Here is a 13484-nt window from a genome sequence, read left to right on the forward strand (position 1 = left end):
TGATTATTTATACTTCAGTTTTTTAAAATAGTTCGGATTGTAATGGTCAACTTAAACCGGACACGGATTTAGGCACATTGTTGTAATCGGTGTTCATATTCGTTCGGCGATATATTTCCTAGCCGGTAATGCCGACGTTTCAGACTATAAAAACTATCGGTATAATTCATATCTTCCGCAATGCCCTGACTTCGGATTTCATAGTGATGGTAGTTAACTCTATCTGCTTTCTGGCTGCGGAAGAACCTATCCGTAACGGCATTATCCGGACAGTTACCCTTGCGACTAATACTGCCTGTCACATCAATATGGAAATTAAGATCGACTGCATATCCGAGACCGGTAAATTCTTTTTCCGCTTCTTTGTTTGGTGTAAGGTTATTTACCAGCTCAAGGCCATCATGAGCAATGGAATAGAATTAACCAGTAAGCACACCCATTGTGCCAATATGTTTTCAGTTAATATACCACTTTTAAATTCGATGCTCATCTTATTATTACGGGGGCTGCCAGTAACCGCGTCGTCTACCGACAGGTTATCAATCTGTAATGAACAGAGCGCGCTCGACGAAAACCCTTTCACTTTATTAAGCACCGTTATTACCCGCTCCGGGAATGCCGTGCATGCAACCTTGCTTATTTTATTTAAATAAAAAATTGAACCTGATGGCCATAATCAATTCTTTCTATAACTCATCGGATATATTCTAATTCTTCCGAACTGAGAATAATGCTTTGGTCTACTTCCTGCTTCATTTGATAAATTCTAATACAGTATGATACAGGGGATACTTGCAAAACCATTTACCCCCCCCCCCTAAAAACACTTGAGTCAAATCTGTTTAATGTATTATTAGTGGCGTGACCGTCGTTGTCGGCACGACTGAACTGTCAAACCTGGTGTGAATCCTGCCTGATATAAGTTCATCGACACCTCAAATGTTGGCACTTGAAAATGCAAATTACGCTGGCAATTTGGGCGAGTCCGGATTAAGGCCTGACGGTTTTCAGGTTTTTACGGCCCAGAACATTTTTCGCGAATTAAGGAGTGAAGAAATGCGGGCCGTAAAAATGAGGCAGCGGACAGAATTATTTTCGCGGGTTAAGGAGCGAAAATAGTTCAGGCACCGCGCCTCACCGGCAAACAGCCGCGCCCCCGCGGATTTTGCCGGCCGGGGGGAGCCGAATAAATTTCGCCGCCCCAGCGAGCGAAAAGCTGTCGCCCACGACAGCGGTTTATTTGGGGGGCATCGCCCCGCACACCGTCGCGGCTAAGTCTCCGGCCAAAAGCCGGTAGCGTGGCGCGACCACCCTCTTTAAAGGTCAGCTTCCCTTTTATTCCCGCTGCGAGGCACGAGCAAAGGGAATAAAAAGGCGAAAGCGACCGTCTTAAAGGGGGTGGTCGCGCGTAGCGGGCGACGGTGTGCCGCCGTTGACGTTGGGGGTTTTGGCACGGCGTCCAGCCGCGATATTACCCCCATGTGACAGGCCATAAGGGCGTCCAGCCCGCATGAACTGGCGCACGCCGTTCGGTGCAGGGGAGCATGCTTTCCTGCACATGGCCGCAACGCGGCCACCTTCTTAGCCGCTGACGCTCGCCCCACCTTTTCGCCCGACACCGTGGGGCGAACTGATGGGGCGATGTCTTGGGGCGAACTGCTGACGAAGGAGGCATCGTGATTTTGAATAAGCTGGCCGTTTCACTGTCGCCAATAGTGAATGGCGCGCTGAGCTTCATTGCTTTTATACAACAGCATCAGCTGATGCTGGCGCTATTATCAGGACTGACAATGCAGTTTTTCGCGTCGATGAAAAGCGATGAACGGCAAAAAGCCCCGTTGTGGCAAAAGCTGATTATTGTTTTTTCCCTGCTGTGTTTTCTTTCCGGTACGATGGCCCCGGTTGTTATCTGGATTTTCCAGTGGCTTTATCAGGGTCGAATAGTTACCCGCGTTCCAGTTCTGGAATGGTCAACATTAATTACTTTCACCGTAGCAGGGTTTATTTTGCATATTCTGCTGCGCAGAGTATTAACCCCTGAATTAGACAAAATAAAGAAATGCCTCGTCAGAAAAACCGCGCTTGAACGGGAATTATGCACCGATGTCCGCACGGTGAAATCACTGCTACCTGAAACACTGCATTATGACCCGCTGGATTATATAGACCTGAACAAAGGGTTATTTATCGGCATGGACCGCGATATTCAGCCGATGTACCTGCCGTTAAAAGACTGGCAAACACAACACGCGGATATTATCGGCACCACCGGAGCCGGTAAAGGCGTAGCCAACGGCATATTACTTTATTAAAGTATTCTGGCCGGTGAAGGCGTATTTGTTATGGACCCCAAGGATGATGAATGGGCACCCCACCTTTACCGAAAAGCTTGTGAAGATGCCGGGAAGCCCTTTGCCTTAATTGACCTGCGAAAACCCCAATACCAGTTTAATCTGATTGAAGAGATCACCGCCGATGAACTGGAAGAGCTTTTTGTTGCCGGTTTCAGTCTGGCAGAGAAAGGTCAGGAGTCGGACTTTTATCGCATTGATGACCGGAAAGCGGCCCGGATAGCCGCGCAGTTTGTCACCCGTAATACTGCCTCAACCATTCGGGATGTTTATAACGGAGACTACGTTCAGGGTATTGCAGATAAGATAAAAGCCTTCTTCGGGAAAATTGAAGAGCTGGCCTTGCTCAATGCCATTAATGCCCCCACTGGATTTTCACTTAATACGATATTTGAGGAAGGCGGTTGCTGTTATGTGATTGGCTCAATGCGCAACAGCAAAATCATTACCGCGCACCGCATGCTACTGGTTCGCATGTACCAGCTGGCAGAAAGGCGCGAGCGAGTGAAAGACGTGCCCCGCCCCATTGCTATTTATCTTTCCGAACTGAAATACCATTTATCCAGGCCAGCGCTGGAAGGTTTAGGCGCTGCACGCGATAAAGGCGTACACATTATTATGGACCACCAGTCGATTGCCGATTTAAAAGATTGCCCGGCAGATTTGAAAGGCGACGCCGTAGTCGGCGCGGTCGTTGAAAATGCCAAATTCAAACTGGTTTATCGCGTTATGGACCCGGACACCGCTGAATGGGTAGCGAGGATGTCAGGCACTATATTAGTCGACGATGAGGTCCGCAAAGCAAAAACCGATGCCGTACTGACAGAGACTATCGACGATGAACGCACCATCAGGCAGGCAGAGCGTTTCTTTACCGACAGCAATATGATCCTGAACCTACCCGATTTTGTCAGCTTCATCTTTACGACAAAAACACTCCCCTCTGCTTCGCTGATTTCGCCCATCAGGGTGAAAAAACGCGAACTTGAGATCTGTACCGTGTCGCCCGCAATTGCCGCCACCGCCGCAACGGTAAACATCACCCTGGATTTTAGCGAGGAGAAAACCGCCCCCGGACCGGCATCAACGCCGGATATCACCACAAAGCGGCCCGATCTTTTTTTTGATATGGACGAAAAAGACACGACGATGCCGAATGCCGATAAAGAGGAAAACCCGTCATTGCTGGATTTTTAAAGGGGGGGAATGATGCTTATCACCGCATACAGCGAACGCCAGACGCGACATCGCGAAAAAATACAACGACTACTGAATTTTCTGAAGGAAGAAACGTACAGTGACTTTAAAACACTGATGCTGCTGTATGGCTTCAGGGATCATAAATCGCTGTATTCCCTTCTTTCAAAAGTCGAGAGAATGGGCTTAATACAAAAGCACGTCCTGGTATCGCGCACTATGAAAATTTCATTATGGGGCATAACCGGTGACGGACTGGCCGTTGTGTTAACCCCCGACGATGCGATTTTCCCGGGGCGGTTTGAGCCTTCAAAAATTACCGGCTGGACGCTGGAGCATCACCTTGATAATCTGACCGCCCGCATCATCCTTGAGCAAAAAGGCGCAACAGGGTGGGTAAACGGCGATCGCACAACCTTCCTCAGCCGTTATCAGACCAGTCACCGCCCGGACGGGCTGATTACCCTCCCCGACGGTAACGTAATCGCCATTGAGACCGAGCGCCGCCTGAAAACCAGAGCCCGTTACCAGTCGATCATCGCCAGCCATTTGCTGGCTAGGACCCGTAAAGACTGGACTTACGTTTTTTATATCGTGCCGAACCCGCGGAAAAAGCACGGTCTTGAACAGCTGTTTGCCAGCATCAGGCACGTGATCGTTAACCATCAGCATATCCCGCTGGAAACCCGCCACCGGAATGTCTTTCGCATCTACACGCTCGACGAGTTGCAACGGCTCGATTTAGACCACGGTATATAGCTCTTCTCTATCACTTACAGTCCCAACCCACCCAACCAGCAGCGCAACGACCTGAAATAATACCCCTCGAAATTCTCACCCAACACCAGAACAGACAGGACACCAAATGAACAGAGAAACTGACCGACTTTCGGACGTACTGACTAAAATGAGTGCAAAAGCACTAGTGACATGGATGACGCATTCCGCATTACAGGACATACCGCGCGAAGCATTACTGACTCGCGGCAGTGATTTTGTCTATGCCCTACAGGCAAATTTTGTGCTACTGCGTGATGTTCTGTCAGAAACGCTGGAAGATATTGAGCAGCAGAGTCATGACCTCGAAGAAAGATTGGATAATCTGGAACAGCGGCTCCAGACGCTCCAGACAGAGACTGATAATTTGGCATGAGAGTAGAACCTGATCGATTTATCCAGTTGCCCATTCGATTCGATTCTTACCCCGACATTTCGCTTCATATAGGGCGATATCGACGCGTTTGAGTAAGTTTTCGACAGTTTCATCTTCTTTTTTGTGACCAGCGCCGATACTGACGGTAAAGCGTATTTCCCCTCTGATGACTAATTCTCTGGTTCGGGATAATATTCTGTCCGCCACAAAAATGACGTCCTGTTTTGATGGCAAATGCAATATAACCGCAAACTCTTCACCGCCTATTCTGGATGCAGTGACATTGCCGTTATACAGGCCGCTCAACAAATGACCGAACTCCCGGAGAACTTCGTCACCAATATCGTGTCCATATTCATCATTTTTTTTGAAAAAGTCGATATCGATAATAAAAACAAAAATATTCTTATTTTTTAACTCCAGGAGAATATTTCTGAAATAACGCCGGTTGGGTAAATGCGTTAATTCATCACGATAAGAATCGATACTTACATCGGCATATTTATCATTCACGTACTGAACAATAAAATAAATACCAATCGAAACGCAGAGCATTCCTGCCAGTCTGGACACATCCTCAATATAATATCCCACCCACAGGGGTTGATGGATAAACTCATCCATCACATCAAATGCTGCTGACACTATCCAGATATAAAGGCCCAGGTTAATCCATCTGCGCAGGCTGGCTTTAACTGTCAAACGGTTAAAACTCCATAAGATAAAATTAAGTATCAACCACTGCACGGTACCCACAACCCAACCGGAATTCTCCATCCAGGAATGTCCGATTTCTTTTTTCGGAAAGCTGAACAAATTAATAATCATCACCAAAAGACACAACGCCAGTGAGAACATCATTGGCATATACAGGGTTTTTCGTGATTCATTTTTAGTAAAATGTCCGTCTTCATATTTCACGAATGGCATATGACCCCCTGATACATATTGTAATGAAAATCATTCTCATGTAAATTTGTATGTCTGTATGTCTCATAATTTACGCATCGCTGGTGGTTAGAACGAAATGTCATCTCCTTGTTTTGGTTCGGCTGAAAACATTGTGCTGATCTTCTCAGAACATCACAACTGGCTACAAAAAATACTCAGACGACGCCTTGGAAATGCCAGCGATGCCGCCGATCTCGCACAAGATGTTTTTCTACGGCTGCTGTTAAAACCGCGAAACTTTGACAGTCTTGCCGGCGCGCGTGCCTATCTTGGCGCTATGGCTCAGGGAATGTGTATTGATTTATGGCGCAGAAAAGAAATTGAACGCGTGTGGCTGGAGACATTTAACGCTCAACCAACGCCTGTGGCAGTCTCAGCAGAACATTGCGCAGTCGTACTCGAAACCTTATTTCAGGTGGATACGATGCTGCGTGCACTGCCAGTTAAAGTCCGAACAGCATTCGTGATGTCGCAAATCCGCGGGTTGACTTACCCGGAGATTGCCGTCGAGCTCTGCGTATCAGTGCGCATGGTGAAGAAGTATATGGCTCAAGCCATGCTGCACTGTCTGGTCTTAGAAGTTGAGCATTTCGGCGCGATATAGGTGAACTGAGCAAAGCAACATGACGAATAAACCCGGTTTCATCGCGCTTCAACAGGCCGCAAAATGGTACGCCGAGCTACAAGATATCCCCGCATCGCAAGCCAGCCCCAATGCATTCCAGCACTGGCTGAATGAAAATTCAGAGAACCGGCTTGCTTGGCAGTATGTGCTAAAAATTAGTCAGCGCTTTACGCCACTGTGCGAAAGTGATGCCCGGAAAACAGCGGCCCTGACAGCATTAACTCATGCTCAACATAATGCCGGGCGCCGTCAGGTGCTGAAAATGGCAGCATGGATTTCGGTCGGTTCGCTGATCGGCTTGAGCACATGGCGTCATACCCCATTGCGTAATCAGGTACTGGCATGGCGTGCTGATTATCACAGCCCGCGCGGCGCAATCACGCAGTTCACGCTAAATGACGGTTCCCGCATCTGGCTCGATACGGACAGTGCGCTGAACGTCAACTATTCCACGAAACAGCGGGCGTTACAGTTACTTAATGGCCGCGTCATGATTGAAACCGCTGCCGATCCCCAGCGTTCACTGACGGTGACTACGGCTCAGGGAAAAATGCGCGCACTCGGCACACGATTTAGCGTGCATATGCTCAACGAAGGCACGGTGCTGCACGTCTATCAGGGCGCAGTGGAAGTCTCACCGGCCGCCACCTCCGATAAGCTGATTATCAAAGCAGGTCATGGGGTGACTTTCCGGCAGGATGCGTTTGAACCTGTCACGGCGCTGAGCAAGTCGGAACCCGTATGGCCACGTGGACTTTTGCAGGCCGAAAATATCCCGCTAAGAGAATTCATCACACGCCTCTCTGCGTATAGAAACGGTTATCTGGGATGTGATCCCGCCGTAGAGGCGCTGGCCGTTACCGGTACGTTCCCGTTACATGACACTGATATGGCGCTGGAGATGCTGACCCACATACTCCCTGTACAAATTCACCGCCGTTTTTCGTGGTGGCTGACTGTTGCACCACGCGGCGGATAAATGATCGCCAAAAATAAATTCACCTCGCCGGTTCCCCATTTCGTTTCCTCATCCGATTAACCCTGTGCAGCACTTCTACTTTTGGGAATTTTCAGGGGGATCTATGTCACCATCATCACAAAATGACCTGCCACGCGCCTTGCGCAGCAAACCACTTGCCACATTTATGCACATGATGCTTTACGTGCCAGCACTTTCTTTCGCCACGTCCATGGTGACATCTGTTCAGGCCGCTGAAATCACAGCGCGTCAAAATGTTTATGCCATTCCGGCGGCACCGCTGGCATCTCAGCTCAATCAGTTTGCCGCACAGTCCGGTATATATCTGGCGAGCGATGCCACCTTAACTAATGGGTTATCTGGGACAGCGTTCAACGGCACTTTCACCTTAACAGAAGGGTTATCCCGCCTCCTGACATCCCACGGTCTTCAGGCCGATCAACAATCCAATGGCAGCTATGTACTAAAAAAGATCCCTGAAGGCGAAGAACTCGTGGTAGTAGGCAAAATTGATTACGGCTCGATGACTGAAGATACACGCTCTTACACTACCCACAGCATGTCAGCCGCGACCCGTCTGAATCTTTCTCCGCGTGAAACGCCGCAGTCGGTCAGTGTTGTAACCCGTCAGCGCATGAATGACCAGAATATGACCTCCCTGGACGATGCCATGCGTCAGGTGACGGGTGTCAATGTGATTAACGAGAGTTCGTACCAGAGCCGCTACCAGTCACGTGGCTTTACGATGGACAACATTCAGGAAGATGGTATCAGTTCCTCGTTTCAAAACAGCCTCGCGGGTATGGGATACGCCGAAGCGTCAACCGAATCGCCTGATTTAGCGATTTACGACCATCTGGAAGTTTTACGCGGCGCGTCCGGCCTGACTCAGGGCAGCGGTGAACCGGGCGGCACCGTCAATATGGTGCGCAAACGTCCTACATACGATTTTCGAACCTCAGTGAGCGCCAGCGCAGGAAGCTGGGATAACTATCGCAGCGAAGTGGATATATCCGGCCCGCTCAATGACGATGCTTCGCTGCGGGGGCGTCTGGTTGGCGTGCTGCAAAAGAAAGACAGTTTTACTGATTACGTAAACAGTGAACGTCAGGTGCTGTTCGGGACGATGGCCTACGACGTCACGCCACAGACCACTTTGACGACAGGCATTTCGTGGCAAAAAACTGACACGGTTCCCAATCTTTATGGTGTCCCGATGTCAACGAACTATACCAGTCTGAATCTTCCACGTTCTACGTTTCTGGGTGCCAGCTGGAATAATATCACCTTCGAGAAAACCAATGGCTTCGCCGAGCTTGGACACTATTTTGACAATGAGTGGGTTGCTAAAAGCTCGCTGAACTATACCTCCGCCAGTGCACAGGGGAAGTTCATCGGTGTTTACGGTAACGGCACGCAAGGCGTGAATGATTCTGGCGATGCAAGACTCAACAACTACCTGCAACGGCACAACCGCAGCAGCCAGTACGGTCTAAACGTCAACCTGAGCGGCCCGTTTGAGTTTTTGAAACGCGAACATGAACTGGTACTCGGCGGCGACTATCAGAAAGAGAACTTCAGCAATTTATTCGGTTCACTAAGCAACACCAGTAAGGTGAATATTTACAGCTGGGATCCGGAGAGTCTGAGTGAACCGGACTGGGATTATACGCGCCGTTATCAGTACAACGTCTATCAGCGCGGCCTGTATGCGACAACACGTCTGAGCCTCGCAAATGACTGGAAGCTGATCCTCGGCAGCCGTTACAGCGACTTCACCTACGACTCCTATTTCACCAACCTGACTACCGGCGCAATGACCGGGCACAGCAATTACAAGGTGAAAGGTAAAGCTATCCCTTACGGCGGCCTGCTGTGGGATTTCGCAAAAGATTACACCTGGTATTTAAGTTACTCGGAAATCTACAAGCCTCAGAGCACGCAGGACGCCAGCGGCAACTTCCTGCCGCCGGTCACCGGCAGCAATTACGAGACCGGTGTCAAAGGAGAATTCTTCGAGGGTGCGCTGAATGCCTCTTTCGCCCTCTTCCGAATCATTCAGGAAAATAATGCCATGAGCGGGGTCGGCTGCGACGACTGCTATATCGCTGATGGCAAGGTCCAAAGTCAGGGGATTGAGATGGAAGTATCCGGCCAACTGGCCGAAGGGTGGCAGGTTTATTCAGGGTATACGCTCAATAACAGTAAATATCTCGAAGCAGCCGACACCCAGAAAGGCACCAACTTCAGCAAACATACCCCACAACATCTTATCCGCGTCTACAGCAGCTATCAGTTCCCGGGACGTTGGGAGAAATGGTCCGCAGGCGCAGGGTTAACGGCGCAGACGTCTACCACAACTAACTACGACGTTTCGCAGGGCGGGTATACGCTTTTCAATGCCAATATTGGCTATCAATACAACAAGCAAATACGCCTGAGTCTGAATGGTAACAATCTGACGGACAAAGAGTATTACGTCGGCGTCTCCAACCGTCACCGTGGCGGTAACAATTTCTACGGAGACCCGCGTAATTTCATGCTCAACGTGAAATGGGTTTACTAAGTTGAATCTTTTTTAAGCGCGTTAGCCAGCCACGCGGGTGGCTAACGCGCTTTTCTCGGACGCTTCCGGTACAACTAACCTGACTCTTAATGCGATTTTATTTATGCAAAGCTTGAAACAATTTTATCGGCTGATAGCTCCCTATTGGCTCCATCCCCGCGAGTGGTTTTCGTGGCTTTTGCTTTTGTTGCTGGTCTCTCTTACGTTAGGCGTGGTATGGATCAGCGTGCAGTACAACAACTGGAGCCGTGCATTTTATGATGCCCTGACTGACTACTTCCAGCATGCCTCGGTGGCCGGGTTGGCACTGTCTTATGCAGGATACACGGCACTTTTTGTGGTGTTCATAATCAGTACCAACTGGCTGAAAAAATTACTGATTATCCGCTGGCGACAGAAAATGACACTGCGATTTCAGTCAGCGTGGCTTAGGCAAAATAATCATTACCGTTTGAGTCTCAACAGTGAACCCGATAATCCCGATCAGCGTATCGCCGAGGATATCCGGCTGCTGATTGAACAAAGCCTTGGCCTGTTTTTGTCGTTGTTAAAAAATACTACCGGTCTCTTCTCCTTTATTTTCATTTTGTGGCAACTATCCGACACACTCAGCATCACCGTCCTCGGTCATACCATTACTCTCCACGGTTATTTAGTCTGGGTCGCTCTGGGGTATGCCACCATCGGCAGTGTTCTGGCACACTGGATCGGACGGCCTTTGCATCAGCTCAATATGGATAAACAAAAAGCAGAAGCAGACTACCGTGCAGGCTTATTACGCATACGTGAAAACACCGAGCAGATTGCTTTCTACCGGGGAGAGCGTGCCGAACTACGTCGAATGCATCATCACTTTTTAGCCATCGTTCACAACTGGCAGCGATTGATGAAACGCGAGTTCAGACTGGATACCTTCACGACCACCTACTTTCGCCTGAGTCTGATGATTCCAATTTTTGCTGTATTGCCGCTGTATATTGCAAAAAAAATCTCGCTCGGCGGTGTAATGCAGGCACGTGCTGCTTTCGGATATGTGCTGGATGCTTTCGGCTGGTTTATCGATTCGTACCGTCAGATTGTTACGTGGTCAGCAACGGTAGAAAGACTGTGGGTTTTCGAGCAAAACTTAAAGGTAATCCCGGCTAAAGCGATACGTTCACGGCAACCAGGAGCACTGATATGCCAGGAACTGGTCGCCCGACACGCTTCAGGAACGCCACTTTTTAAACCGGTAAACCTGCGTTTACATGAAGGCGACTCCCTCGCCATTACAGGCGCCAGTGGTTGTGGAAAAACCACTTTTTTCAGAACCCTGTCGGGACTTTGGCCTTACAGCAGCGGGCGCTGGATTTTACCAGCCGGAAAAAACCTCTTTGTGCCACAAAAACCGTACTTGTCATACGATTCCCTGAAGCGTATTGCAAGCTATCCGGGGTTAGCGAACATCAGTGACGAGCAGATAAAAATGAGTCTTGATAAAGTGGGTTTAGGGCATTTTTCTTCTCATATAAATCAAATAAAGCTCTGGCAGCGAGTGCTCTCCGGTGGAGAACAACAGCGCCTTTCTTTCGCGCGTATATTGATAAACCGGCCAAAACTTATTTGCCTTGATGAGTCCACAAGTCATCTGGACGATGAAACTGCGCTCCGTCTTATTAACCTTATCCGAGGTGAGTTGCCTGAAAGTATCATCCTCTTTATCAGTCACCAAAAATCCGTAACCAAATCATTTACAAAGCAATTAGAGGTTGAATTACATGAAGGAAAGTAAATGAAGTGACCTCAATCTTATGGACTGACGAAATGCCCGTTTAAGCGGGCATTTTTGATTGTGTATTAAGACTGACTTTTATTTCTGCCGCGATACCAGACGTCCAAATCACCGGCCCTCATCGGCCTGGCATAAACATATCCCTGCACTTCGTCACAGCCCTGCGCACGTAGTATCTCTACCGTTTTGTCATCTTCCACACCTTCGGCCAGCACCACATAATCAAGTTGCTTAAGCAACCTGACAACGTTGCGCACAATGATGCGGCTGGCTTTATCGCTGGCAATCTTACTGACAATCGAACGGTCAGTTTAATGATGTCATGGGGATCTGACGCAGGTAATTGATATTGCTTTAGCCCGAACCAAAGTCATCCAGTGATATTTTAAATCCGCGTAACTTCAGCATATTGAGCCCGTTGAGAGCCGCCGGGCTTTCAAGCATTTTCTCCGTTTCCAGACATTCCACACCGAGTAAAGCGGGCGTCAGCCCGGCGTTTCGCATTTTCTGTTCGAGTTCATCCGAAAAATCGGTGCGTGAAAAATCGCTGGCAGCCAGATTTATGGAGACGGGCAGAGAGATTCCTCGAGCACTCCGCTGGCTTAACTGGGCAATAGCATGATCAATCACCCCCGAGAGTTCCCGCATCAGACTGGTTCGTTCGACCAGCGGGATAAACAACCACGGCAAAATCTCACCGTGCGTAGCATGTTTCCAGAGCAGAAGCGCTTCGACGCCCGTAATCTGACCGGTCGATAAACCAGATACAATCCCCGGTCTTCATGTAATGCCTCTCTCAGACCCGTGAGCAGGCTGAAATAATTTTTCTTCCGGTTATCCAGCACCTCATCGTAGGCCATATACCGGTGCCCTTGACTTATTGCTTCATGCAATGCACTAACGGCGCGACGCAGGATTTCAAACCAGCCACAGCGCTATTCCTACAGGGTAGTCATCGTTTGAAGTAGCGGTTAACATACAAAAAAAACAAGAATCCGCGAGGAGCATCCTGGTTTTGACCATAAATTACTGAAATCTTTCATCATACTGGCTCAGAGCCAGAGCTATAGGCAAGCTGCTGAGAAATTATTTATTACTCAGCCTGCGCTAACAAAGCAGATAAACCTACTTGAACATGAATTGGATTTATCTCTTTTTGAACGCGATAATCATGGTGCAAAGCTGAGCGAAGAAGAGGAAATGCTTTACCAGAATGCCTTGGTGCTTGATGAACAAATAAATCATTTTTTGTGTGTTGCAAAAAAATCCGCACAGGAAAAACTGGTTATCTTAACATTGGATAGCGGGTCACAGTCGCTTATGGTTAACGCTGTGCTCAGGAGCTAGCGCTAGACTGTAACCCCAGATTTATCACCAAGACCGTCCCAGCCCTTCCGTGATAAAAAATTCTACATTGAGGGCTATAATCCTGACTCGTTGGCAGAAAACCGTATGGTGTTTATGGTAAATCAATAGTTATGGCTACACTTTGATCCTCTTCTTCAGTATATGTTGTATGAGGGTCAATTAAATGTTGTCGTTCCTGTTTAGAATATTTTTTAAAATTGAGAGTTTCCGAGCTTTTGAATTGAGCAGCGGGAGACTCTGGAGTATTCCAGTTGAAAGCATCTGGTTTTAAACTGTCAGCTTCTAAATCTTTATCCTTGTTATTCATCCATTCATCAAACCCAAAATCCTCCTCTCTAAAGTGAAAGCTATCCTTGAGAAAATCTGGATTAGTTGCATGGGAAAAAAAAGGTAGAATAAGGCTAATAAAAACACTTAGCACTGAGCTTTTCAATTTTAAACTCCCCACTCATTTAGTTGAAAAATTATCATCTTATCTGTTAACAAAATCAAATCTTACTAAATAAATATAACTCTTGTAAAC

Annotated in this window: 10 protein-coding genes and 2 pseudogenes; 9 read left to right on the forward strand and 3 right to left on the reverse strand. The window is 48.2% G+C overall.

Translation table 11 applies throughout. The features are described from left to right. Positions 1-203 precede the first annotated feature (203 nt). The 4 genes and pseudogenes from ACMHLI_RS12160 (at position 204) to ACMHLI_RS12175 (ending at position 4701) form a co-directional block, all read left to right on the forward strand. Entirely contained in the window at positions 204-653 is a 450-nt protein-coding gene (locus ACMHLI_RS12160) for a hypothetical protein (protein WP_413529693.1), read from the forward strand. Positions 654-1676: 1023 nt separating this feature from the next. Beyond that, positions 1677-3548, forward strand: a pseudogene (locus tag ACMHLI_RS12165) (type IV secretory system conjugative DNA transfer family protein). A gap of 12 nt (positions 3549-3560) precedes the next feature. Further along, positions 3561-4307, forward strand: a complete 747-nt coding sequence (gene mobC, locus ACMHLI_RS12170; RefSeq protein ID WP_413529744.1) for a MobC family replication-relaxation protein — start codon at positions 3561-3563, stop codon at positions 4305-4307. A 106-nt stretch (positions 4308-4413) separates the two neighbouring features. After that, positions 4414-4701, forward strand: a complete 288-nt coding sequence (locus ACMHLI_RS12175) for a hypothetical protein (protein ID WP_413529694.1) — start codon at positions 4414-4416, stop codon at positions 4699-4701. Between the two features lie 18 nt (positions 4702-4719). Here the strand turns inward: ACMHLI_RS12175 and ACMHLI_RS12180 are convergent, their stop codons facing one another. Then, positions 4720-5631 (reverse strand): GGDEF domain-containing protein, encoded by a 912-nt coding sequence (locus ACMHLI_RS12180; protein WP_413529695.1) that lies wholly within the window; start codon positions 5629-5631, stop codon positions 4720-4722. 97 nt (positions 5632-5728) lie between these two features. Between ACMHLI_RS12180 and ACMHLI_RS12185 the strand changes: the two genes are divergently transcribed. From ACMHLI_RS12185 to ACMHLI_RS12200, 4 genes are all read left to right on the forward strand, one after another. Continuing rightward, positions 5729-6256 carry a sigma-70 family RNA polymerase sigma factor gene (locus ACMHLI_RS12185; protein WP_413529696.1) on the forward strand — a complete coding sequence of 176 codons (528 nt, stop codon included), beginning with the start codon at positions 5729-5731 and terminating at the stop codon, positions 6254-6256. Positions 6257-6275: 19 nt separating this feature from the next. Continuing rightward, entirely contained in the window at positions 6276-7256 is a 981-nt protein-coding gene (locus ACMHLI_RS12190) for a FecR domain-containing protein (RefSeq protein ID WP_413529697.1), read from the forward strand. 103 nt (positions 7257-7359) lie between these two features. After that, positions 7360-9822 carry a TonB-dependent siderophore receptor gene (locus tag ACMHLI_RS12195; protein ID WP_413529698.1) on the forward strand — a complete coding sequence of 821 codons (2463 nt, stop codon included), beginning with the start codon at positions 7360-7362 and terminating at the stop codon, positions 9820-9822. A 37-nt stretch (positions 9823-9859) separates the two neighbouring features. After that, on the forward strand, positions 9860-11593 hold the full coding sequence (locus ACMHLI_RS12200) for an ABC transporter ATP-binding protein/permease (protein ID WP_413529699.1): 1734 nt from the start codon (positions 9860-9862) through the stop codon (positions 11591-11593). 65 nt (positions 11594-11658) lie between these two features. Here the strand turns inward: ACMHLI_RS12200 and ACMHLI_RS12205 are convergent. Beyond that, positions 11659-12513 (reverse strand): annotated as a pseudogene (locus ACMHLI_RS12205) (EAL domain-containing protein); the annotation flags it as partial. Between the two features lie 127 nt (positions 12514-12640). Here ACMHLI_RS12205 and ACMHLI_RS12210 point away from each other — a divergent pair. Continuing rightward, a complete protein-coding gene (locus tag ACMHLI_RS12210; RefSeq protein WP_413529745.1) occupies positions 12641-12940 on the forward strand; it encodes a LysR family transcriptional regulator in 300 nt (99 codons plus the stop codon). A 112-nt stretch (positions 12941-13052) separates the two neighbouring features. On the opposite strand, the gene ACMHLI_RS12215 is transcribed toward ACMHLI_RS12210, so the two are convergent. Next, the gene (locus ACMHLI_RS12215; RefSeq protein WP_413529700.1) at positions 13053-13394 is read right to left on the reverse strand and encodes a hypothetical protein; all 342 of its coding nucleotides are present in this window, start codon (positions 13392-13394) and stop codon (positions 13053-13055) included. Positions 13395-13484: the final 90 nt, after the last annotated feature.

This window comes from Rahnella inusitata, from assembly GCF_965118895.1.
Classification (GTDB): domain Bacteria; phylum Pseudomonadota; class Gammaproteobacteria; order Enterobacterales; family Enterobacteriaceae; genus Rahnella; species Rahnella inusitata_A.

Bases quoted from the DNA above. Each gene is read 5' to 3' on its own strand.
- mobC (WP_413529744.1), top strand. From the start codon at position 3,561: ATGCTTATCACCGCATACAGCGAACGCCAGACGCGACATCGCGAAAAA.
- ACMHLI_RS12185 (WP_413529696.1), top strand. From the start codon at position 5,729: ATGTCATCTCCTTGTTTTGGTTCGGCTGAAAACATTGTGCTGATCTTC.
- ACMHLI_RS12180 (WP_413529695.1), bottom strand. From the start codon at position 5,631: ATGCCATTCGTGAAATATGAAGACGGACATTTTACTAAAAATGAATCA.
- ACMHLI_RS12190 (WP_413529697.1), top strand. From the start codon at position 6,276: ATGACGAATAAACCCGGTTTCATCGCGCTTCAACAGGCCGCAAAATGG.
- ACMHLI_RS12195 (WP_413529698.1), top strand. From the start codon at position 7,360: ATGTCACCATCATCACAAAATGACCTGCCACGCGCCTTGCGCAGCAAA.
- ACMHLI_RS12175 (WP_413529694.1), top strand. From the start codon at position 4,414: ATGAACAGAGAAACTGACCGACTTTCGGACGTACTGACTAAAATGAGT.